Here is a 22969-nt window from a genome sequence, read left to right on the forward strand (position 1 = left end):
TTGGCTTGCCCGACATTCATCACCGGAAATGAAAAAATGAAAATAGGAACGATAGGGGGCATCGCGCTCTCCACGGCGCTGGGCTGCGGGGCGCCCGCGGCCGGCTCGCCGGCAGCAAGCGCGGACCCCGGTATCGCCGAGACGACGGTTCGGGTTGGCGCCCAGGAGGTTCGTTATCTCCACGCCGGGTCCGACCCGACGACCGTCGTGCTCATTCACGGTTGGCCCGAGAGCTCTCGCGCATGGCGCCATGTCATGCCTCGCCTTGCGCGGCGCTATCGGGTCATCGCGCCCGACCTTCGGGGGATCGGTGGGACGTCGGCGCCTGCTCCCGAGTATGCCAAAGCCGCGCTCGCGCGCGACGTCCACGAGCTCGTCGCGACCCTCGGCGCGCAGCGTGTCTTCGTCATCGGTCACGATATCGGCGGGATCGTTGCCTATGCCTACGCACGCCTCTACCCCGCCGAGGTGAAAGGGGTCGCCATCCTCGATATCCCCGTCCCGGGGACGAAGCCGTGGGATGACGTGAGCGCGTCGCCCCATGCATGGCATTACCGGTTTCACGACCAGAAGCCGCTCGCGGAGAAGCTCGTCATGGGCCGGCAATTTACGTATTTTCGATCCTTCATCGACGCGCACGCGGTCCACCCCGAGGCGATGAGCGATCCGGACGTCGAGGCGTATGCCGCCGCGTATGGCAGCCCCGCGAGCCTGACGGCAGGCTTCGAGCTGTATCGCGCGTTCGGGGACGACACCGTGTTCGGCAGGTCCCACGCAGAGCCGCTCGAGATCCCCATCCTGCTCGCCGGCGCCGATCACAGTGTCGCGAGCCTCGAGCCCGCCCAGGCGGAGGCCCTACGGCAGCTCGGCGCACGAAACGTGCAAATTGCAACCATCCCGGACTCGGGACACTATGTCGCCGAGGAGAACCCTGCGGCGACGGCCGACGCGATCGAGACGTTCATCCGCGGTGTCCCATGAGACGGATCACCGGCGCGACCGCAGCCCGCGATCTCGGCCGCGGACGCGACGCCCTCGAGCAACACGCGGCCCATGGCAGCCCCGCTGCGAGCCGCTCCTCATCGAGATCAACTCCGATGACGACGCAGCTGCTGCTGCGCGCGCCACGCGGCAGGGGTGACCCCGTGAGCGCGTCGAAAGAGGCGGATGAAGTGCGTCGTGTCGGCGTAACCGACCCGCTCGGCGATGACGTCGACCATTTCGTCGGTCTGAATCAATCGATTGCGGGCCTCGGCGAGTCGTGCGGCGATAATCCATTCGACGACGCTCTTTCCGGTCGCCCGCTTCAACGACGTCGTGGTGTACGACGGCGAGCGCCCCACGGCTGCCGCGACGTCGTTCAGCGAGATCGGGCGCAGGTAGTTGGCTTCGATGAACGAGAGCGCCGCGCTCGTGAAGGTCGGCTGCGAAGGCGACGCCGCGGTTACGCTCGCCGCGCGCGCGACCTCGGCGAGGATCAGCGCCAGGAGGTTCTTCTGAACGATGGGCTGATGGCGGGCCCCGTTCGCCGGGTGGGAGGTTTCGTGGTGCAGCTCCGCGCAGAGTTGCTCGAGGTATGCGCGCCGGTGATCGGGTATCCGTACGATGGGCGACGATCCTTGGCGCGCCCGTTCGAAGGGCTCGAGCAAAGGCTCGATGCCGCTCTCGCTGAAGTCGGCCGCACGAAATCCAATTCCCCATTGGCTCCGGTTGGTCGAGCTCAAAGACCGATGCGTTTCGCCGGCCGGCATGAGCAAAATATCGCCCGCTCGGACGGCCAAGGTCTGGCGGTGCTGAATGATGGCTTCGCCGCGAACATAGAAGGAGAGCGACGCATGATCATGGACATAGAGCGGCGAGCGAGGCGTGCTGCCATCCTCCACGCATGGCGCGATGCGCACGGGGCCGGCGAAGCCATGGTGGTGCGTGTGAATCGGTCCCATGCGCGAAATGTTCTTTCCGTTGCCCCGCATCATGTGGCCAGTTTAGCGTTTGGCACGTGCCGCCCGATATTGGAAACGACCCACGGGCGAGCTGGTCGAACGATCCTGAGGTCGCTACCTTGCGACGAGGCCGCGAAGGAGAGGCGACGTCGGGCCGCGGGCTCGACACGGCAGCGGAGGGCCGTAACGTGCTGCACATGACGTACGACCGCGCGTACTGGGAACAGCTTTGGGCAAAGACGCTGCGCGAGCACCCGGACAAGGTCGCTCGGCGCCCGCCGAATGCGCATTTGATCGCCGAGGTCTCCAGCCTTCGTCCGGGGCGCTCGCTCGACGCGGGCTGCGGTCATGGAGCGGAGACGCTGTGGCTCGCCGCGCACGGCTGGGAGGTCACGGCGGTCGATTTTTCGGCGAGCGCGCTCGAGCATGCGCGCGCCGCGGCCGAGGCGTTGGGGCCGGACATTGCGAAGCGCATCGCATGGGTCGAGGGCGATCTGGCGGTGTGGACGCCGCCGCGCGAACACTTCGACCTGGTGGTGTGCCTCTACGTTCATGTCGCGGGGGCGGTGGACGAAATGGTGCGGCGCATGGCGAGCGGGGTCGCGCCCGGCGGGACCTTGTTCATGGTCGGCCACCGCCCGATCGATCCCGCGACGGGAAATCCGACGGCCGCCGCGAACCAGGTGCAAGTCTCCGTCGAGGGCGCGATCGCTGCGCTCGATCCGAGCCGGTGGGAGCTCGCGGTGGCGGAGGAGCGGCCGCGCGCGATCGCGGGGACGGGCGTTGACGCCGTGATCCTCGCGCGCCGCACGACCTGAGCCTGCGGCCTTGCGCGGTCGTTTGACAACGCTCGCCAACTGGCTTAGTATCTAAGCTATATTGCGAGTGAATGAACGATGAAGCGCGCGCAAAAAGGCCGGAACGCGTTGGCGGAGTCCATCGTGAAACAACTGGGGCGCCGGCATAGTACGGCGACCGTGCTGTTTCATCATGCGGTCGGCGAGTACTTGAAGCTCGGCCCGACGGACCACAAGTGCCTCGACCTTTTGCGCGAGCGACCGGGGCTGACCGGCAGCGAGCTGGCCGCGATCACGGGCCTTACCACGGGCGCGGTCACCGGTATCGTTGCTCGGCTGGAGCGGGCGGGATACCTCCACCGAGAGGACGATCCCGACGATGGTCGCAAGCAGATCTTGCACCTCGTGCCCGAGCGGGTCGAGGCGGTGCACGCGATCATGGACCCCCTGCGAGGTGAGCTCTCCGCGCTGCTCGAGCGCTTCGAGGACCATCAACTCGCGGCCATCGCGGAGTTTCTCGCGGAGAGCACGGAGATCGCGTTCCGCCAAGCCGCGCTGCTCCGCGCGCGATCGATCTCGGCGGGGACTTCTCCCGCCCCATCACGAAAAGGAGCTCCGACATGACGACCATCGATGTTCCCGGTGCACGTCTCTACTGCGAAACGCATGGCAGCGGCCCGCTGTTGCTCCTCATCCCAGGCGCGAATGGCGACGCAAATGTGTTTCCGCCGCTGGTGGCGCAGCTCTCCGCGCGCTACACGGTCGCCACCTACGATCGACGTGGCTTTACCCGGAGCCAGCTCGATGGCCCGCAAGACTACGCGCGAAGGCTGGAGACCGACGCGGACGATGCGCGGCGTTTGATCGAACATCTCGGCCGCGAGCCCGCGACCGTCTTCGGCACGAGCTCGGGGGCGATCATCGCGCTCCAGCTCCTCGTGGCACACCCGAGCGCGGTGAAGACCGTGGTGGCGTTCGAGCCTGCCGCCATGCACCTCTTGCCCGATGGGCAGCCGTGGATCGACTTCTTCCACGAGGTGTACGCGATCTATCGCCGTTCCGGGGTCGCACCGGCCCTCACGCATTTTCGAAAGCGCACGTTCGCCGAGGTGGATCACGAGGTGATGGAGCGCGCGACCCACGTGAGCAAAGGGCCACAGGTGGCGGCCAACGCCACGTACTGGTTCGAGCGCGAGCTGCGTGAGTACACGGCGGTGCAGCTCGATCGCGCCGCGTTGATGGAGCACGCCGCGCGGATCGTGCCGGCGGGCGGACAGGCGTCGCGAGGCTATCCGACCTACCAAGCCGGCGTGGAGCTCGGGCGTATCATCGGACGCGAGCACCTCGAGCTGGCCGGGGGTCACGTCGGTTATGCCACCCACTCCGCCGAGTTCGGACGACACCTCCTCGAGCGGCTGGCGACGAATTAGCGCTACGCCTTCGCGCGAAGCGACGCGACGAGGAAGTCCACGAAGGCGCGCACCTTGGCCGAGGGCAAATGGCGCGATGGATGGAAGACGTACACGGGAAACCGCTCCTCGGCCCAATTTGGAAATAGCTCGACCAGCGCACCGGAGCGCAAGAGATCATCCAGCCCGAGCTCGAAGAATTGTGCGATCCCGAACCCCTCGGTGCACATGAACAAGCCCGTCGCGAGATCGTTCACCGTGAATTGCCCCGAGACGGGCACGCGGAGGATCCGACCTCCCCGGTGAAATTCCCACGAGAAAGGGCGGCCCGTGGTCGGATCGCGAAACAGAATGCATTCGCGCCGCCCGTGCGCGAGCTCGCGCGGGTGCTTCGGCTTTCCGTGTCGCGCCAGGTAGGCCGGCGCGGCGCAGGTGAGGATGCGCGTCTCGAGCAGGCGTCGGGCGATGGCCGATGACGGTTCGGGATCGCCAAACCGCACCGCCACGTCGAAGCCCTCGGCGATGAGATCCGGCAATCGATCGCGCACCACCAGCTCGATCGACACCTCCGGCTGCGCCCGCAGAAACGCGCCCATCCGCGGCGCGAGCAAGAGGCGCACGGCCGCCGAATCCGTGTTCACCCGCAGCCGGCCTCGCGGCGCCTTCCGCGCGCTGCCGGCCTCGTTCACGGCCTCTTCGATGCCCGTATACAGCGGCATCACTTGCGCATAAAAGCGGCGCCCCTCCTCGGTGAGCTCGACCGAGCGAGGGGTGCGATCGAAGAGGCGCACGCCTACCCGCGCCTCGAGCCGCGCGATCGCCCGGCTGACACCGGATTGCGTCAACCCGAGCGCTTCGCTCGCATGGACGAAGCTCTTGGCGTTTGCAACGGCCGCTAGAACCTCGAGCCCGCTGAGTAACCGTGCGTCCACGGCACCCGAGGCTAGATGACGCAGTGTCATCGTGACAAGGATGAACATGCGTAGGTCGCATGACGGCCGCTTCGTTCATGATGACAAAACAGCATGATGATAATGACGAAGATGCGTTCGTCGCATCCGCGCGGAGCGTGCATTCTTCTCGGCGCGGGACGGTGATCCCGCCCGAGGAGGAGCCCCATGCATCGACCCGATCCCACCCCCGATACCCGCAACGCCCCCGCCCCGACGGAGGAGCAGATCGACGCCATCTTGCAACGAATGGCCGACCGATATGCTCAGCAACTTCGGTCGCCCATTCTGCATTCGCCTTCGGAGCAGGGCCTGAGCTACGAGGACGTCACCTTTCCATCGCTGGACGGTGTGCCCCTCGAGGGGTGGTTCATCCCCGCCGCGGGCTCCGATCGCCTCATCATCGCCAATCACCCCTTGGGGTTCAACCGCGCCGGGCTGCCGACCTACCTCGAGCCGTGGAGGTCCATCTGGGGTCCGAGCGGCAACACCGCCGAGGTGAACTTCGTCGTGGACTACGAAATCCTGCACGACGCCGGCTACAACGTCCTCGCCTACGATTTGCGCAACGCGGGGCTCAGCGGCGCCGCCAACGGAGGCATCGCCTCGAGCGGGATCTTCGAAGCGCGCGATGTCCTCGGCTCGCTGCGGTACGTGCGCGAGCGCAAGGATACGCGCGATATGGCCGTGGCGCTCTTCAGCCGATGTCTGGGCTGCAGCTCCACGTTCCATGCGATGGTCCAGGACCCCAGAGCCTTCGAGGGCGTGCGCTGCTTGCTGGGGTCGCAGCCGGTCACGCCGAAGACGATCTCCGAACGGATGCTCGCGCTCGCGGGCGTACCCGCCGGCCGTATCGATGATTTGGATACGTACATCGTGCGTCGCACGGGCATTGGATTCGCGGCCCGGGAGCCGAGGGTCTGGGCCAAGAGCGTGTGCGTCCCAACCTTTCTCTACCAGGTTCACGACGACGTGCTGACGACGCCCAGCGACGTGCAGACCATGTTCGACAACATCCCCGTCGCGGACAAAAAGCTCCACTGGATCCGCGAGACGACCGCCCGCTGGGATGGCTACCTCGAGCTCCAGCGGCGGCCAAAGCCGATGCTCGATTGGTTCGAGAGCCATATGCCGCCGAGGGGCGGCCGCTGATCGGCGCCGCCGCGCGCCCGCGGATCGTCTCGGCGGCGCTAGCCGGCCATCTCCCCGCTCGCCTCGTTCTCCTTGTTTCGCTCGACCAGGCCCGCCACCATCCGAACGAGCGCATCGACCTCGGCGGGCTTGGCGAGGTGCCGCTGATAGCCCACGCGCAACGCACGCGCGGCGTCCTCGCTGCGGGCGTACGCGGTCAACGCGATCGCGGGGACGATACCCCCGCGATTGGGCGGCAGCGAACGAATGCGCTGGATGAACGCGAAGCCATCTTCTTCGGGCATCCCGATATCGCTGATGAGCACATCGACCCGACGTCCTTTGAGCAGATCCATGGCCGCGCGCGCCGAGTCGGCGGTGCTGACCGATGCGCCCGCGCGCGTGAGGGCCTGCTGCACGATGACCCTCGAGTCCTCGTCGTCGTCGACCACCAGGACGTCGACCCCCACCAGCAAGGTCGCGTTTCGCGATGGCGGGGTCGCGGACCAGTCCGAGCTCTCCGCGGGGACGGCCGCGCGCGCCTCCAGCTCGGCCTCGTAGATCGCGCGGATGGGGAGCGAGACGATGAATGTCGAGCCGTGGCCCTCGCCCGTGCTCTCGACCGATATGGAGCCGCCATGAAGCTCCGCGATGTGGCGGGTGATCGCGAGGCCTAGCCCCAGCCCACCGTATTTGCGGGCCATCGAGCTATCGACCTGGCGGAATCGCTCGAAGATGAACGGGAGATGCGCCGCGGGGATGCCTCTGCCCGTGTCGCGCACGATGAAGCGCATCGTGTTGCCGACGCGCTCGACGCGCAGTGAGACGTGGCCGCCGGAGGGGGTGAACTTCACGGCGTTGATGAGGAGGTTCCATAGGACTTGCTGAAGGCGATCGGCGTCGCCCACCAGCGCCACGTTCCGCTCGGCCTTGACCTCCACCGTCAACCCGACGCTCTTCGCTTCGGCGGCAGGTTGCACGACGTCGCGCGCGGCGTCCGCGACGGCCTTCACGTCCACCCGCCGCATATCGAGCCGCATTTTGCCGTTGATGATGCGCGAGACATCGAGGATGTCTTCGATGAGCCGGGCTTGCGACTTGGCGTTGCGCTCGATGGTCGTGAGCGCGCGCGCGAGGGTCGGTGGATCGTGGTCGCCGTCTTGGAGGAGCGCGGCCCATCCGAGGATGGCGTTCAACGGCGTGCGGAGCTCGTGGCTCATGGTGGCCAGAAATTCGTCCTTCAATCGATTGGCGACTTCTGCTTCTTCGCGCAGTCGCTTTTGGTCGTCGACATCGACGTTCGTCCCGAACCAGCGGACGATGCGGCCGCGCGCGTCGCGCAATGGAATGGCGCGCGAGAGAAACCATCGATACTGTCCGTCGTGGCTCCGCAAGCGAAACTCGTCCTCCCAAGGCTCTCCGCTCGCGAGCGCCGCCGTCCACTTCGCGACGACCCGCGGCAAATCCTCCGGGTCGTGAACGGACTCCCACCTCCAGCCCTCGGGCTCTTCGGGCTTCATCCCCGTGTATTCGAACCAGCGCTGGTTGTACCAGGGAATGCGCCCGTCGGGGTCGGCGTACCAGGCGAGCAGCGGCATGGTGTCGGCGAGCGTGTGGAATTGCTTCTCGCTCTGGTGCAGCGCCTCGGTGCTGGTCTGCAGCTCCGCGGTCAAGGCCTCCGCCCGCTGTCGCCCGCGGACGTGCTCGGTCACGTCGAAGGCGCACACCATGATTCCATCGACCGCGCCGCGCGCATCGAGGAGCGGAGCCAGGACGTAGGTGAAATAGAAGTCCTGAAGCCGGCCGCCCGGCCCAATCGGGAGCCACGCGAGCTCGGATTGGCCATGATGCGGGAGCCCCGACCGATAAACACCGTCGAGCAGGCTCGGAAATGGCTGATCGCGGATCTCGGGGACGCCCTCCACGAACGGCCGCCCGAGGATCTCCGCCGTCTTACCCCAGACGTTCAGGCACGCCTCGTTTGCGAGCTCGATCACGTGCTGGGCGCCGCGGAAGATGGCGACCGGAAAAGGCGCCTGCATGAAGGCGCGATAGAGGTTCGTTCGTTGCTCGTTCGATGCGCGGGCCGCCCGGACGGCGACCAAGCGAGCGGTGATGCGGGCGAAGAGCTCGCGCGCCGTGAACGGCTTGACGAGGTAATCGTCGGCCCCGGCTTTGAGCCCCTCGGCGGTCGCCTCTTCGCCGGCGCGGGCGGACAAGAGGACGACGGGGAGCGCGCGCGTGGACATATCGCTGCGCAGGGCGCGAAGGAGCGCGAAGCCATCGAGCCCCGGCATCATCACGTCCGACAACACCAGGTCGGGAGGGTTCTGGCGGATGGCCTCGAGCGCGGCTTGACCGTCGCTCACGGCCTGCACCTCCCAGCGCTCGCGGAGGAGCCGTACGAGGTAATCGCGCATATCGGCGTTGTCGTCCGCCACGAGGATACGCTGCAGAGGCTCGTTCGACGTCGATGTCCGAGGGCTCGCCCGAAACGCGGCAGGTTCCGCGGCAGGCGCCGACACCCAGCGCAGCGCCTCCTCGACATAGGCGCCCGCGGTGACCGCGGTGGATTGGAGGGTACGGGCCGCGCGAAGGCGGTCTTTTGGCAAATGCGCCGTGCCGTCCGGGATACGAACGCAAAACGTGGTCCCCTCGCCCAGGCGACTCCTCACTTGGATTCCGCCGCCGTGCAGCTGCACCAGCTCCTGCACGAGCGCGAGCCCGATGCCCGAGCCTTCGTAGCTGCGCGAACGCGCGCCCTCGATCCGGTGAAAGCGTTCGAAGAGGCGCGGCAGCTCGGCCTCGGCGATGCCCGTACCGGTGTCGCTCACCTCGAGCTCGGCGCCGCCGGAGACCGCGCGCAGCCGCACCCGGATGGTGCCATCGAACGTGAACTTGAAGGCGTTCGAGAGCAGGTTCAAGACGATCTTCTCCCACATGTCGTGGTCGACATGGATCGCCTCGGGCAAAGGCGGACAATCGATGTCCAGCCCCAGGCCCGCGCGCTCCAGCGCCGAGCGAAAGTTGCTCGCCAGCTCGGCGGTCAACGCGGAGAGATCCGTCGGCTCGTAGGAGGCCTCGATGCGACCTGCTTCGATGCGCGAGAAGTCCAGGAGCGTATTGACCAACTTCAGGAGGCGGAGCGCGTTCCGGTGAAGAAGATCGATGCGCTCGCCCTCGGCCTCCGATGGGACCCTCTGTTCGTTGCGCATGTCCTCGATGGGCGCGAGCATGAGGGTCAGCGGGGTGCGAAACTCGTGGCTGATGTTGCTGAAGAAGAGCGTCTTCGCGCGATCGAGCTCGGCGAGCTTCTCCGCGCGCTCGCGCTCTTGTTGGTACGCCCGCGCATTGCGGATGGCCGATGCCACGTGCTCGGCCGCCAGCTCGAAGAAGCTCTGGTATTGCTCGTTCAGCTCACGATGAGGGCTCGCCGCGATCACCATGGCGCCGTACGCTCGCGGCTGATCGGGCGCGGCGAGCGGCAGAATCACGGCCTGCCGCGGGGCTTGATCCCACGCGCCGCAAGGCAGCTGCAACGCGCCGAGATCCACCACGGCGCCGCGCCGGTCGCGCATGACGTGCCCTACCGGCCAGCCATGCGCCTCTCCATCGAGCGGGAAGCTCGGAGGCGGCGTGCCCTCCGAGGAGTCCCCCTCGACCAACCCCGCGAGGCTGACCAACTTGGCCACCTTCCCATCGGCTTCCAGGAGATAGAAGAACGCGCAGGGGATGTCCTTGTCGTTCGCCTCCATCGTGCGCGCCGCCATCTCGCAGGCCTCCTCGGCGGTCTTCGCCAACGACGATTGCGCTGCCAAATCGCGCAAGGTGGCGAGCTGGCGACGGGCATAGACCTCCTCGGTGGTCTCGGCCACCGTCGCGAGCACGCCACCGATGCCGGAGGGCACCGATTCATCGGGGACCGGGCTGTAGGCCACCTTGTAGTGCGCTTCCTCGACGAACCCTTTCCGGTTGAACAAGAGGCAGAGATCATCGCTCGTCGTGGCCGGCTCGCCCCGGAACGGCGCCTCGATCATGGGGCCGATGATGTCCCATATCTCGCCCCAACACTCGGCGGCGGGCTGCGCCAGCGCGCGAGGATGTTTCGCTCCAGGGATAGGCTTGTAGGCGTCGTTGTAAATCTGAATGAACTTCGGGCCCCACCAAAGGAGGAGTGGGAATCGATTCCGCATCAACAGTCCGACCATGGTGCGCAATGCTTGCGACCAGCCCTCCACCGCGCCGAGCGGCGTGGAGGCCCAATCGATGTTGCTCATCATCGCGCCCATCTCGCCGCCGTGCGCGAAGAGCGACGATGCTTCGGGCGCCGGAGAACCGTTCGACGTGGCGGACTCCCGTGCGTGCGTCATGCTCGCTCCCTTCGCGCGCGGCGAAGCGCCACGACGCACGAGGCATCCGCCGCCGCGATGGAGCGCGAAGAGCCAACTCGATCCGAGTCGAAGCTGAACCATTCGATGTGGACCACCATGGCTGGATTCTCTACAGAGTGCCCGGCCAAGGCCAGAAGAAGGTCATCTCGAAGCAAATTGGTTGAGCCCGCGCTTCGGGCTCGCGCCCTCGTACGCCGCTGCGCCTGGCGGCGACCATCTGACGAACCCATCGCCAAAAATAGCGTGGCTACGCTCGAAACGTCTCGTCCTCGTTCTCGTTCCTACGCTGCGTGCGCAGCGCACGCAACCGGAAGAGCGGCCCGAGGACGATACCCGCGACGGCCACGCTCCAGGCGATCATGAAGGCGACGCCGACGCCGCCCTGATGAAAGGTGACGAAATAGATCGCTCCGGGGAGCAGGCCGGTGAGGAACCCTCCGAGGGCGCCCTTCTTATCGGCGGGGCGGCGGGTAACGGCGAATACGTAGAGAATACCGAATACCGAAAAGACAAAACCGAGCGCAAATCCGCGCCAGAGGCTGCCCTCTTTTTCGCGGCGCGCCTCCTCGGGATCGAAGACGGCCGCGCACCTCGGGCACATGGGCTCTCCCTCGAGATTCAGCGTCGTCGCCGCGCGCGCCGCGGGCTCTTTGCACGTTGCGCAGCGGATCGTGGCGGTGGCCGTGGGGGGCGAGGTCGGTAGTCGAGCGAGCGCCGCGTGCTCTTGCGCGGCCCAGCGCGCGGCATGTTCTCGAACGATGCCGGCAACGAGCCTGACCTTCCCGTACTCATCGACGGTATTTTCCACGGCGGCCCGGTGAGCGCGGTCGATCTGCTCGTGCGCGTCGGCCACGGTGCGGCACCGATCGCAGAGCGGCTGGCCATCGTGCGAAAAGAGCCTCTCGTTCGGCGCGAGCGCGACGGCGCACCGCGAGCACGCGCTCGCCTCGGCGCGCGGTGAAGCCGTCGAACGGGCGGTGCGGGCCTCCAGCGCGAAAGGAGCCATGGGTCGCGCGATCATGGCCGAAATCGCCGTCTCGAGCGCGATGGCGTACAGGACCAACGCCATGGCGAGAAAGACCCGCGCATACTCGACGGACGCGCCGAAGTCGCCGTGGTCGAACGACAGGTTCATTTCGTGGCCCCAATGCAATCCGCCAGCCGCGATCACGCTGAGGACGAGCACTCCGAGCGCAGCATATCGAAGCATTTTCGGCCACTGCGGCGATCCGTGCTCGACGTCCTCGGCCGCGAGGGCGATCCCCGAGCTGCCAAACCGCGTTCTCGGGTGCAAGAAGGCCGAGAAGAAGACGGCGACGAACGCGCCCGCGAACAAAGTCAGCCCCACGGCCGTCGAGAGCGGAGAGACCCAAAACGACACGATGTAGACGCCGCCGCTCCCGGCAAGCCCCACCGCCGCAAGGCCGAGAGCGAGGGCTACGGAGCGCTGCATGTCCATTCGTACGGGCTCATCCCGTAAAATCTTCCTCGTACGCTCCCTTCGAGCAAGACGATTCGCCGCAGAAGAGCCGCTCCCGAGCGCGAGGCGGCGCGCGTGCCGAATGGATGACGAGCCAGGTGAGAGCGCGTCATACTCTTCGGGCTCATGAACGCGTACCAACCCTTTCGAGAGCTATCCCCCACCGCGCTCGCCAACGTTCTGACGCGCGAGCAGATCATGGACATCACCATCCGCCCTCTGTGGGCGGCGATGCCGCGCGTCGCGGGGCCCGCGTACACGGTTCGGTGCGAGCCGGGGGATAACCTGATGCTCCATGCGGCCATCTACCGTGCGCCACCGGGGGCCATCGTCGTCGTCGACGCCGGCGGGGACACGAACTACGCCGTCGCCGGGGGAAACGTCTGCGCCGTCGCCAAAAAACGTGGCATCGCCGCCTTCATCATCGACGGGGTCATTCGCGATCTGGCCGAGATACGCGAGATGGGTTTTCCCGTCTTCGCGCGCGGCGTAATTCCCATTCCCGGCGCCAAAGACAAGGTGGCTCCCCTCGACGAGGCCGTGCGATGCGGCGGGGTCCATGTGGCGCCGGGCGATATCGTGGTGGCGGACGAAGAGGGCATCGCGGTCGTGCCTCTCGCCAAAGCCGACTCCATCCTCGCGTCGGCCCAACAGCGCGCCGTCAAAGAGGCCAGCGAAACCTTGGAAGCATGGGAAGCCGCCCACCGCGCCCGCATCGACGCGATTCTGCGCGACAAGGGGTTTGGCGGTTGACGTGCCACCGTTCGAGGCGGCGTGCTGGCACGGTGGACGAATCTCCGGCCCCGATTGGCTGTCGTACTTCACGTGCGCGGCCGTAGGCGATGTGCTGCAGAGCGCAATGGCCGAGCGACCGGAGTGCACCATGCACGTCCTCTGCGGTCATACGCACGGCGGCGGCGTAGCGCGCGTTCTGCCCAATTTGCTCGTGTGGACGGGGGCCGCCGAATGCGGCGCGCCCGAGGTGCAGGAGCCGATCATCGTCTCGTGACGGGCGGAAGAGGCGCGCGCCCGCGCTGGCGTTTGGTTTGGCGAGGGCGCCGCGCAAGAGGGTCACGGCCTCGGCCGGGCGTCTGGTCGGCATGGTGTCGTTTTGTGCAATAATTTCAAATATTTGACGTGTCGCGATCCGATGATTCTTTGGCGCGATCCGATTCGTCCCAACGCGGGCCGAGCCTCATCATTCATCCCGTCGACGTCGCGCGCTCCGAGAAGAGAGAGGGCGCCGCGGCAATCGTGAAAGGATGGGTGCGTTCATGTCGAAGGTTTGGCTCATTACCGGTAGCTCACGCGGCCTCGGCCGCGATCTTGCGAAGGCCGTGCTCGCGGCCGGCGATCGGTTGGTGGCGACCGCGCGCAGGGTGGAGGATTTGCGCGAGCTCGCGACCGAATATGGCGATCGCGTGCGCGCCGTCGCGCTCGATGTAACGGATCCTGCGGCGGCGCGGCGGGCGGTCATGTTGGCGGTGTCGGCGTTCGGACGGTTGGACGTGGTCGTCAACAATGCGGGTTATGCCAATGTGAACTCGATCGAGCACCTGCCGGAGGAGGATTTTCGCGCGCAGTTCGATACGAATTTTTTTGGTGTCGTGAATGTTACGCGCGCGGCGCTGCCGGTTTTGCGCGAGCAGCGGGCCGGGCACGTCATTCAGATTTCGTCGATTGGCGGGCGGCTCGGATCGCCCGGCCTCGCGGCTTACCAGGCTGCAAAATGGGCCGTCGGTGGGTTCTCGGAGGTGCTCGCCAAAGAAGTGGGCCCCCTCGGCGTTCGCGTCACCATCGTCGAGCCAGGCGGCATGCGAACGGATTGGGCGGGGCCGTCGATGCGCATCGACGAGGTTCATCCCGATTACCAAGCGACCATCGGTGCGTTCCGGCAGCGCGTCGGCCACGCCGAGGATGTCATGCGCGGCGACCCTCGCAAGGTGGCGGAGCTCGTTCTTCGGATTGCTTCGGAGAAGGAGCCGCCGCTGCGCGTGCTTGCGGGCTCGGACGCCGTGTTCCTCGCGGGCGTGGTGGCGGGGGCGCGCGCGGCCGAGGACGCAACGTGGAGGTCGCTCAGCGTGTCCACGGACTTCGATGGATTGGCCGACTTCGCGGAGACGCCGGTCGCCAAGATGCTCCTCGCGAAAAAAGGGTAAAACCAGAGAACCGACGTGCCCAGCGAGCCCATTCCCATGCCAAGCGTCGTGCTGGATCGCCTTGCCGCCCTGGGGGTCGATGTGCCGCGCGTCTTGGAGCGCGCAGGCATCCTACCATCTCGGTTCCAGACGAAGCCCCAGCCATCGGGGACATCGGGCAGGTCGCCGCCGCGAGCGCGCATCACCCCCGAGGAGCTCTTCGCGTTCTGGCGCGCCATCGAGGAGATCGCGGGCAGGCCCGATATCGGTTTGCGCATCGGGTCGGAGGCGCTTCCGCACCAGCTGGACATCGTCTCGATGAGCGCGTTGCACTCGCCGAACTTTGGTGAGGCCTTGAAGAAGTTCGCGCGCTACAAGCGCCTCGTCTGCTCGGAGCGCATATCCATCGAGACGGCGGGCGGCGAGGCCAAGGTCGGATTTCATTGGATGCACATCGAGGACGCGCTGCCCATGAGGCTCGTCGACGTGACATTCGCGACCTTGATCGCGCTGGGGCTACGCGGCTCCGGCGCGCCGATGACACCCGTTCGCGTGGAGCTCGCACGGCGCCGGGCCGATGAAGCGATGCTGCGGAATCACTTTGGCTGCGCGATCCGCTTCGATGCGCCCCTCGACGCCCTGGTGCTGAAGGAGCAGGAGCTCGAGCGGCCTTTCCAGACGTACAACGCCGATCTCCTCGCGCTGATGCTGCCGAGCATGGAGGCCGCCCTGCGCGAAAGCCCCGAGGCGCGCTCCCTGGCCGACGACGTCCGAACGGCGCTCGGCCGCCGCCTGCACGGCGAGCGTCCCAGCGTCGAAACGATCGCGTCCGATATGCACCTCAGCGCGCGCACCCTCCAGCGCCGCCTCGAGGAGCTGGGCACGACGTACCAAGGCCTGCTCGACGACGTTCGCCGCGACACCTCCTTGCGACTCTTGGCCCATACGGATCTCGAGCCCAACGAAGTCGCCTTTTTACTCGGCTTCGAAGAGGTAAACTCCTTTGCGCGCGCCTTTCACACATGGGAGGGCACGACGCCTCTTCGTTGGCGCAAATCACCCCCTCGTTCGCGCAAATCCGAGCGCTGAGAGGACGCTCTCTCCCACGCTCACCGCTGCGCAGCGAGCCCGAGCGACATGGGGCGATGCGAGGTAAGCTGCGGAAGCAACGATGGTCGACGGAGGAGGGCATATGAGCACATGGAACAAGGGCGCAGCTCGTGCGGTCGCCGATGTGACCAAAGGCATCGTCTTGGCCTCGGTGGAGATCGAGGCATCCCCCGAGCGCGTCTTTTACGCGCTCACCCAAGAGGAGGACATCACACGCTGGTGGGGATCGGACGATCAGTACCGCATGATCGGTTATCAGGCCGATTTGCGCGCGGGCGGCGCTTGGCGCGTGGAGGGACGAATGCCCGAGGGCAGGACCTTCGTCACCGACGGCGAAATTCTGGAGATCGAGCCCGCGCGCAAGCTGGTGCAGACCTGGAACTTGCGTTGGAACCGGGTCAGCACGGTCGCGTATCTGTTGGAGCCCACCGACGGCGGCACCCGTCTCACGGTGCGGCACGAAGGTTTTGGCGAGGACGTCCCGTTGTGCCGCATGCACGAGACGGATTGGGAGACGGCGCTCGGTTGGCTCGTGCGCTATCTCACGTCCGTCTCGGCGTGTGTCGCACCCTAGTAGTGATCGCCTTTTTTGGAGGGACCAAACGGAAGGAGCTGCGTGGACTGGCCATTGATGATGGTGCCGCCCGCGTGGAGGGAGGACGCGATGCCCAGGATCTCGGCCGGGAAGTTGAGCGTCGGTGCGGTGAGCGCGTCGAGCGCCGCCGACTGCTCGGGACGGAGCTTGACCTCGAGCGCCTTGATGTTGTCGTCGAGCTGGGCCAAGGTGCGCGCGCCGATGATCGTCGACGACACGCCCGGCCGCGACTGCACCCAGGATAGCGCGACGCGCGCGACGGTCGTGTCGAGCTCCTGGGCGATGCGTTCGAGCTCGTCGATCACCCGATAGCTCTTCTCCTCGAGGTGGCGCGCGGCCCATGGCCCGCGATCGGGTTGCACGGTGCCGGCGTTCTTTCGTGTGTACTTGCCGCTCAAGATGCCGCTCTTCAGCGGCGACCACGGGGTCACGCCGAGGCCGAGCTCCTCGGCCATGGGCATCAGCTCACCTTCGACGGTGCGCTCGAGCAGCGAATACTCGATTTGCAGACCGATGAACGGCGTCCACCCGCGGAATTGCGCGATGAGCTGGGCCTGCGCCACCTTCCACGCGGGCGTGTCGGAGACCCCGATGTAGCGCACCTTCCCCGACTGCACGAGGTCTTGGAGGGTGGCCATGGTCTCCTCGATGGGCGTGAACTTGTCCCAATTGTGCAGCCAATAAAGGTCGATGTAATCGGTGCGCAGCCGCCGCAGCGATTGCTCGCAAGCCGCGATCACGGCCTTGCGGTTGGAGCCGCCGCCGTTCGGGTCGCCGATGTACAAGTTGCCGCTGAACTTGGTGGCGATCGTCACCCGATCGCGCTTGCTGCGATCGTGCGCCAGGTGATCGCCGATGATCTTCTCCGAGTGACCCTTGGTGTAGATGTTGGCCGTGTCGATGAAGTTGCCACCGAGCTCGATGAAGCGATCGAGGATGGCTTCGGACTCCTCGATGCTGGTCCCCCAGCCGAGATCTTCTCCAAAGGTCATGGCGCCGAGGCAGAACGGGCTCACGCGCAGCCCCGAGCGGCCGAGCGTCACGTAGTGATCGAGAGGCATGGTGGTCCTTTTGCGCCGAATATCGCCAGCGCCCTTCGTTCGTGCTAGGTTAGTTCCAGGACGAAACAGTTCATCCCTGGACAGTTTTACCTTGAATGGTTCAAGATGGAACTAGTTCTAGTGCGGGGCGCTTGGTCGTCAAGAGCGGAAGGCAAGAATGCGCAAGACTTCGCCATGGCAGATCTGGAAGCTCAACTTCGAGCTTCTCATGTCGGTCATGCACGAGGTCGAGCCGCGGGTGCGCGAGCACGGGCTCGAGATGAAGGAGTTCTTCCTGCTCGGAGAGCTCGATGAGCACCCCAATCCGGCCGATCTGGCGCGCGCCATGCTGACCCCCAAGCCGACCGTGACCTTCATGGTCAAGCGCATGGAGGCCGCGGGCTACCTTCGCCGCGAGATGCAGCCCGACGATCTGCGCCGCTTTCGGTTGACCCTCACCCCCTCGGGGCGGAAGGCGATGGAGGCCTCGCGTGAAATCCTCGACGAGGCCTTCGGCGAGCGCCTCGCGCGATTGACGCAGGCGCAACGCACGGAGCTGATACGCGCCCTCGAGCGCATGGCCGAAGGTTGAAAACGACGCGTCACCTCGACGTGAGGCGCGGGGCGCCTGTCGGGCGTGCCCTCAGTGATAACCGAAGTGATCGAGCACGCGAACGACCATGATGGCCTCGTCGGTCTCCGGCGGGAAACCCAAGGCGAGCGCGAGCGCCGCTCGGTAGTTCGTGGCGGGGAGGGTCAGGATTTCGCCCAGCCTCACAGGGGGCCAGCTGGTGGCGGTGCGCGCGAGCTCGCGCCATCCGCGCGTGTACAGGTTGGGTCCGCGAAGGCGCTTGAAGTATAGGAGGTACGGGAACCTCGTGAAGTAGTCGCCGGCATCGAGCATTTTCGCTGGGGCGCGCGACGTCTCGGCCCATTCGCGCACGAGGAGGCCGCGCGTCACCACCGCCAGCTTCTCGAGGATGCGAACGTATTTGTACCCCATGGGGACCTTCTTCGCGAACTCCGACTCCGGGGGGCTCATGTAGACGACGTCGCGCTCCCCCTCGGAGTGCTTCCACGCCCGTGTGTACCCGCGCGCATCGACGAACCATTGCGTCTCCGGCTCCTGCACGTCGAAGGGATCCAATCCGCCCGCGGGAAAATCGTAACCGAGCGACGTCGCGCTCAATGTGGGCAGATACTCGCGCGCCCATGCCTCCGGCTCCACGTCTGTGCGTGACATTCGCCCACTATGCCACAGCGACCCCGGTCGTGCCGCCATCCTCGATCCCAGCGCCGGGGCGGCGCGAGCCACTCATCGCGGCAGACGCAGGTGCACGAATCCCTCGATGGCCGAGCGCGAAAGCGTATTCGGTAGCGCGGGGACGATGGTCCGGGCCGCCTCGGGGACGCTTTGGGGATGGATGACCGCGACCTGTACGGTGCGCGATGCTTCATCGAGCAAGAAGAGGTAATAGCGATCGTCCCGTGCGCGCCGCCAGACGGGGCCGGCGGCCGTCGCGCGATGGTCGGCGTCGATCACGGCGCCTGCGGGCATCGCGGTGAGGCTATTGGCGTCGAGCAGATCGGCGTCGGTCGGGAACTTTCCGATTTGGCAGCCATCGATGCCGCACGTCGCCCCGCCCAAGGAGCCAACTTGGTACGAGCGAACGCCGGTGCTGATGATGTCGCGGTTTCCCCATTTGGAGCCCGACGCCTCGGCGATGACCTCGAAGACGTTGATCTGCCCGCAGCCGTCGCCCACGGCGGCGTTCGTGTTCGCGAAGCAGTGGCAAGGGTTGTAGCCCGACCAACCGTCGCGCGAGAGCTCCGACGGCGCGATGCCCACCCAGGGGGAGTCCTGCTGGCGCTCGTTTTGCCCTGCGCCGATGCAGCTCGAGGGCTTCATCGTGGGATCGTCCGCGTAGGGCATCGACGCCAAAAGGACGACCAGCTTCGAGCCGGGCCAGCCGTCGAAGTCGAGATCGGAGCCCGGGCAATAGGGATCGCTTCCATGGCCACACCGAAATGGCTTTTCCTGCATGGCAAAGAAGGTGCAGCTATTTCCCAGATCCCCGGAGAAGGTCGTGCTCTTCTTCGGCCCCGAGAAATGAAGGTTGTACGGGCGATCGGGCGCGCGCCGGTCCCAGAACGAGCGAATCGCCCAGGGGCCACCGTTGCCGGCGAGCGGTTGGTAGACGGCCATTTGCTTTACCCGCAGCGGGCCGTCGAGCACCATCGTGATCTGCTCGTTGAAGGGGGTCAACGTATTCGAGGTCACGACGTGCTTGGTCCGGCAGCAAAACGCATTTCCCCAGTCGTAGTGGATCGTCTCCGATTGAACGTCGCAGCGTGGATCGCCGGGCTCGGCCTCGATCACGCGCCCCCAATAGCCCGGCGCGCCGATGTTGGTGAAGGTCATGGTCCCGCCGCGGGTCACCACGCCCTCGTTGGTGGCGATCGCCGATGTGTGGTCGGGGGCGTGGGTATTTCCGAGATCGGTCCACACCCCCGTATTCGGATCGCCGGCCGGCCCGGGGCCCTGCGGCGGCGCGCTGGCGTCGGATTGACCGGTCGAGCCTCCGGGGAGATCGCCGGAGCTCGTGCCGCAAGCCACGATGGCTCCCCCGCCGAGGCCTACGGCGAGCGCCGCGACGCGCAGCCATCGAACGTGCAAGGAAAAGGTGTTCATGCTCACCGCGCGCTCCGGGCCAAGGTTCAAAGGTCCTCGAGGATGGCGAAGACGTGATCGCCGCGGTCGCGAAAGACGGGGCCGTTGATGATCCAGCGGCCGTTCTTGTCGTTCAGGGAGTGAGCCTCGGGGCCGGAGCCGGTGGGGAACCATTGGCCGCCTTCGCGCTGCTCGTACGACAATGTGCCGAGGAGCTTGGTCTCCCGGGTCTTTGCCTCGTACCGATAGAGGGTTACCTTGTAGAGTTGAGCACGGGTGGGAACGTCGCCCATCTTCGTCCGCGCGGCGCGAAGCTCGGGCCAGGTGAAGCCCTCGGCGTGCGCGAAGTTGTAGCCCTTGGTGTCGCACCCGCCCGAATAGGGCTTGTGGTAATTGCCCGGCGAGTTGAGCCCCGGTGCGCCGTCGTCCTCCCAAATGGCGACTTGCTCCATCGTTCGGCCCTTTTGGCCCCAATACCGATGACCGATCGCGCCCGGTGCGGCGTGGCCGGGTAGAAAGGTCTCGGAGGCGTAATACGACTCATTTCCCGGAAACTGGGTGCGCGTGGTGGGAATGGGCGCGCTGCCCTTGTTGATGACGACGCAGGCCTGGTAATCGTCCCATCCGAGCAATGTGCCGAGCTTCGCCTTGGCCGGCTTGGGGACATGGACATGGCCCGTCGGATCGACGTAGAGCCCGAAGTCGAGCTCCCAATGGTTGCCGTGCCGCGGCCATGCGAAGCCCTGGTCGTCGGGCTTCGCCGGGTTCACGAAGAACATGTCGTACGCTGCGCCGTTGGGGTGCACCACCCACGTCGGGCGAAATGCCGAGTAGTGAATGCCGTCTCCGGGGAGCGGATCATTGGTGTAGGTAAAGTAGCCGTACTCGTATCCGGCGTTGACATGGTAGACGAACGGGCGCATCGCCCCGTTCTTCTTCACGAGCGCTTCGGGATCGTCGTTCGAGCCGATGGCCCAGCCCTTATTTTTCACGCCCGGCGTCCAGGCCACGTCGTCGAGCACGCCTTTGATGTAAGGCAATTCGAACTTGCTATCGACGATGTAATGCGTGTCGGTCTCGACGATCGGAAAGTTTTTATGGCATTGGACGCTCGATAAGACATAGGTCCACGGCATGGACGTGACGATTCGGTAGCTCGTTCCTTGAAACGACGTCGTGCCGATGGGCCGCACCCGGTACGTCTTGGAGAACGGGGTACCGTCGTCGATACCCGCGGGAATACAGTCGTCGTGGGGGCGGGTGTCGGGGCCGTCGTACCCGGTGGACGCGTCCGGTGTGCTCGCACCGGGCCCGTTCGTGCTGCCCGGATTGGATTCGTTGCTCCCGCAACCACCGAGAAGAACACTGCACACGAAAATGAATCCGAATTCGACTTTGCGTGTGGTCGACATCGTCCATGCACCTCGTTGGCGGTAGGCCATTTGCTAGAGCGCGGGCGCTATGCAAACCTCCTTCCCGCGTTACCCCATTTCGTTCGTCTGCGCATTTGCGCTTGCGTGCAGCACGAGCTCCTCCACGACCGATCGCACGAATGGTGATTCATCGCCTGCGGGCCCGGGGGCTGGCACCGACAAAGACGGGGAAGCGCCCCCCGTTCCCTTCGACGCGAGCGCTCCACGGCAAACGGCAAAACGCGGTGTCGCCTACGGCTTCCGCGCGGCGGCCGACCTGGATGCCCTCTCGAGCGGTGTGGGATGTGGAGGCCGATCCCCATGTCTTCCGTTATGCGTGGTTTACGGGTCGCTTCGATCCCCAGCCCGCCGTCGACCTTCTCCGGCCGACGGCGGGTGGGCTCTCGCCGTTGGGGCAGCAGTACATCGCGTTGCCGCGCACGGGGCCCTGAAAGGGCGCGAGGGCGGTTATGGAAAAAGGGGCCCGAGCTTCTTCGTCGCAAAGGCCGCCAAGGTCGTAGGGGTAACCTCGCCGGGCGTGTGCGGCGGCGCATAAGGACCCGCCGGATCCGAGAGCGCCCGCTGCAGCTCGCCCAGCTCCCGCTGCACACCCGGGGTTGCGCCGTAGGCGGCGAGGGGGGCGATCGAGGACTCCACGCTTTGCCGCTCGTAGCGAAGGGGTCGCCCGAGGGCGGAGGAGAGGATCGCCGCCACCTCGGGCAAGGTCACATAGGCGGGGCCCGTGAGATCGCGCGCGTGATGCCCTTCCCAACGATCGTCGAGCAGGCAAGCGGCGGCGACGTCGCCGATGTCGTCGGCGCTGATGAAGGGGATCGCGTGATCGGGCGCGAAGGGGAAGTGGAGCACCCCGCGCCGGATGGATTCGACGCGCCGGAGCAGGTTCTCCATGAAGAAGCCCGGTCGCAAATGCATCACGTTGGCAACGGCCTCGTCGAACATCCGCTCCACCTCGGCCACGTACGTGAGCGTACCGAGGCCCGGTCCGGCGCTGGCCGCGCCCAGGCTGCTGATGTGCACCACGCGGGCGATCCCATTCTGGCGAACGGCCGCCAGCGCGGCTTCGGCGCAGCGCATGTACCAACCGTGAAGGGTCGGCTCGTCGAGCTTCGGCGGGGTGACCCAGAGCAGCGCCTTGGCGCCGGCCGACGCGGCGATGATCCCCGCAGCATCGTCGCTGCTGATGGGCGCGATGACGGCGCCGCGCGCGGCGAGGTGGGCCACTTTGTCGGATTGGCGGGCGAAGAGGACGGCCTTTGCGCCCGCTTCGATGACCCTCTCGGCGGCGCGCAGGCCGATGTTTCCGGATGCGGTGGAGATGGCGATCGTCATGCGCGGGGTGCTCCTTCGGAGGAGGGTTGGAGGAGCTCGCGCAGAGCACCGGCTCCGCCGAACGCCTGGACCGCTGGAAGCGGATTCCAATATTCACGGTAGTGAACGATCTTGCCGTCGCGGGTCTCGAGACGCATCACGTAATCTTGCGCATAGCGGGAGAGGTGCCTGCCGGATGCGTCGATGTGCGCTTCTCCGTGGCTCTCCACGAAGACCACGTCGGGATCGCGCGTCTCCGTGATGCGTACATCGGTGAAGGCGAGGTCCTTCATCTGCGGGAGGATGTCCGCCATGTAGCTGCGGATCGCCGCCTTTCCCTCGAGCCTCGCCGGCGTGCCGAGCGAAGGTGCGTAGGGAAACTCGATGATGGCCCTTTCATCGAAGAGCTCCATCCAAGCCTCCAAGTCGCGTCCAATTCGCTCCAAGTGGGCGGCCGCCGCTTCGCGAGCAGCCCTCCGCGGGGAATCGTGCCATTTGCTTTTGCCCATGGCCCGATGATGGTGTTGACACTACCCAATGGGAAGTATGCACCTTCGAGTGCGGTAGTAACAT

22 protein-coding genes are annotated in these 22969 nt (G+C 66.2%); 12 read left to right on the forward strand and 10 right to left on the reverse strand.

All coding sequences use genetic code 11. The features are described from left to right. Positions 1-36: 36 nt before the first annotated feature. Complete coding sequence (locus LZC94_44490) at positions 37-981, forward strand: alpha/beta hydrolase (GenBank protein WXB14866.1); 945 nt, start codon at positions 37-39, stop codon at positions 979-981. A gap of 107 nt (positions 982-1088) precedes the next feature. Here LZC94_44490 and LZC94_44495 read toward each other — a convergent pair whose 3' ends face one another. After that, the gene (locus tag LZC94_44495) at positions 1089-1976 is read right to left on the reverse strand and encodes an AraC family transcriptional regulator (protein ID WXB14867.1); all 888 of its coding nucleotides are present in this window, start codon (positions 1974-1976) and stop codon (positions 1089-1091) included. Between the two features lie 164 nt (positions 1977-2140). Between LZC94_44495 and LZC94_44500 the strand changes: the two genes are divergently transcribed. The 3 genes from LZC94_44500 (at position 2141) to LZC94_44510 (ending at position 4170) form a co-directional block, all read left to right on the forward strand. Continuing rightward, on the forward strand, positions 2141-2761 hold the full coding sequence (locus LZC94_44500) for a methyltransferase domain-containing protein (GenBank protein WXB14868.1): 621 nt from the start codon (positions 2141-2143) through the stop codon (positions 2759-2761). A 78-nt stretch (positions 2762-2839) separates the two neighbouring features. After that, positions 2840-3364, forward strand: a complete 525-nt coding sequence (locus LZC94_44505; GenBank protein WXB14869.1) for a MarR family transcriptional regulator — start codon at positions 2840-2842, stop codon at positions 3362-3364. Beyond that, entirely contained in the window at positions 3361-4170 is an 810-nt protein-coding gene (locus LZC94_44510) for an alpha/beta hydrolase (GenBank protein ID WXB14870.1), read from the forward strand. Before LZC94_44505 ends, LZC94_44510 begins: the two co-directional genes overlap by 4 nt. Before the next feature lie 2 nt (positions 4171-4172). Here LZC94_44510 and LZC94_44515 read toward each other — a convergent pair whose 3' ends face one another. Next, positions 4173-5081 carry a LysR family transcriptional regulator gene (locus LZC94_44515; GenBank protein ID WXB14871.1) on the reverse strand — a complete coding sequence of 303 codons (909 nt, stop codon included), beginning with the start codon at positions 5079-5081 and terminating at the stop codon, positions 4173-4175. Positions 5082-5267: 186 nt separating this feature from the next. Here LZC94_44515 and LZC94_44520 point away from each other — a divergent pair, with 186 nt between their 5' ends. Continuing rightward, entirely contained in the window at positions 5268-6251 is a 984-nt protein-coding gene (locus LZC94_44520) for an alpha/beta hydrolase (GenBank protein WXB14872.1), read from the forward strand. A 38-nt stretch (positions 6252-6289) separates the two neighbouring features. Here LZC94_44520 and LZC94_44525 read toward each other — a convergent pair whose 3' ends face one another. Together LZC94_44525 and LZC94_44530 are read right to left on the reverse strand one after the other, a co-directional pair. Further along, complete coding sequence (locus tag LZC94_44525) at positions 6290-10600, reverse strand: ATP-binding protein (GenBank protein WXB14873.1); 4311 nt, start codon at positions 10598-10600, stop codon at positions 6290-6292. Positions 10601-10868: 268 nt separating this feature from the next. Beyond that, positions 10869-12074 carry a hypothetical protein gene (locus LZC94_44530; GenBank protein ID WXB14874.1) on the reverse strand — a complete coding sequence of 402 codons (1206 nt, stop codon included), beginning with the start codon at positions 12072-12074 and terminating at the stop codon, positions 10869-10871. A gap of 153 nt (positions 12075-12227) precedes the next feature. On the opposite strand from LZC94_44530, the gene LZC94_44535 reads away from it, so the two are divergent. From LZC94_44535 to LZC94_44555, 5 genes are all read left to right on the forward strand, one after another. Then, positions 12228-12854, forward strand: coding sequence for an RraA family protein (locus LZC94_44535; GenBank protein ID WXB14875.1), 627 nt, complete (start codon positions 12228-12230; stop codon positions 12852-12854). Position 12855: 1 nt separating this feature from the next. Then, on the forward strand, positions 12856-13110 hold the full coding sequence (locus tag LZC94_44540; protein WXB14876.1) for a hypothetical protein: 255 nt from the start codon (positions 12856-12858) through the stop codon (positions 13108-13110). Between the two features lie 265 nt (positions 13111-13375). Continuing rightward, complete coding sequence (locus tag LZC94_44545; protein WXB14877.1) at positions 13376-14260, forward strand: oxidoreductase; 885 nt, start codon at positions 13376-13378, stop codon at positions 14258-14260. 48 nt (positions 14261-14308) lie between these two features. Then, positions 14309-15328, forward strand: a complete 1020-nt coding sequence (locus LZC94_44550) for an AraC family transcriptional regulator (GenBank protein ID WXB14878.1) — start codon at positions 14309-14311, stop codon at positions 15326-15328. Positions 15329-15431: 103 nt separating this feature from the next. Beyond that, the gene (locus LZC94_44555; protein ID WXB14879.1) at positions 15432-15923 is read left to right on the forward strand and encodes an SRPBCC domain-containing protein; all 492 of its coding nucleotides are present in this window, start codon (positions 15432-15434) and stop codon (positions 15921-15923) included. On the opposite strand, the gene LZC94_44560 is transcribed toward LZC94_44555, so the two are convergent. Next, positions 15920-17005 carry an aldo/keto reductase gene (locus tag LZC94_44560; GenBank protein WXB14880.1) on the reverse strand — a complete coding sequence of 362 codons (1086 nt, stop codon included), beginning with the start codon at positions 17003-17005 and terminating at the stop codon, positions 15920-15922. The genes LZC94_44555 and LZC94_44560 overlap by 4 nt on opposite strands. 157 nt (positions 17006-17162) lie before the next feature. Here LZC94_44560 and LZC94_44565 point away from each other — a divergent pair, with 157 nt between their 5' ends. Beyond that, on the forward strand, positions 17163-17576 hold the full coding sequence (locus LZC94_44565; protein WXB14881.1) for a MarR family transcriptional regulator: 414 nt from the start codon (positions 17163-17165) through the stop codon (positions 17574-17576). Between the two features lie 51 nt (positions 17577-17627). Here LZC94_44565 and LZC94_44570 read toward each other — a convergent pair whose 3' ends face one another. From LZC94_44570 to LZC94_44580, 3 genes are all read right to left on the reverse strand, one after another. After that, positions 17628-18227, reverse strand: a complete 600-nt coding sequence (locus LZC94_44570; GenBank protein ID WXB14882.1) for a hypothetical protein — start codon at positions 18225-18227, stop codon at positions 17628-17630. Between the two features lie 72 nt (positions 18228-18299). Then, the gene (locus tag LZC94_44575; protein WXB14883.1) at positions 18300-19676 is read right to left on the reverse strand and encodes a DUF2403 domain-containing lipoprotein; all 1377 of its coding nucleotides are present in this window, start codon (positions 19674-19676) and stop codon (positions 18300-18302) included. A 26-nt stretch (positions 19677-19702) separates the two neighbouring features. Further along, entirely contained in the window at positions 19703-21067 is a 1365-nt protein-coding gene (locus tag LZC94_44580; GenBank protein ID WXB14884.1) for a hypothetical protein, read from the reverse strand. Positions 21068-21348: 281 nt separating this feature from the next. Here LZC94_44580 and LZC94_44585 point away from each other — a divergent pair, with 281 nt between their 5' ends. After that, positions 21349-21519: a glycoside hydrolase family protein gene (locus LZC94_44585; protein ID WXB14885.1), complete on the forward strand. Its 171-nt coding sequence runs from the start codon at positions 21349-21351 to the stop codon at positions 21517-21519. Between the two features lie 16 nt (positions 21520-21535). Here the strand turns inward: LZC94_44585 and LZC94_44590 are convergent, their stop codons facing one another. Next, positions 21536-22417 (reverse strand): NAD(P)H-binding protein, encoded by an 882-nt coding sequence (locus LZC94_44590; protein WXB14886.1) that lies wholly within the window; start codon positions 22415-22417, stop codon positions 21536-21538. Further along, positions 22414-22905, reverse strand: coding sequence for a nuclear transport factor 2 family protein (locus LZC94_44595; protein ID WXB14887.1), 492 nt, complete (start codon positions 22903-22905; stop codon positions 22414-22416). Before LZC94_44595 ends, LZC94_44590 begins: the two co-directional genes overlap by 4 nt. Positions 22906-22969 lie beyond the last annotated feature (64 nt).

This window comes from Sorangiineae bacterium MSr11954 (assembly GCA_037157815.1).
Taxonomy (GTDB): domain Bacteria; phylum Myxococcota_A; class Polyangia; order Polyangiales; family Polyangiaceae; genus Pendulispora; species Pendulispora albinea.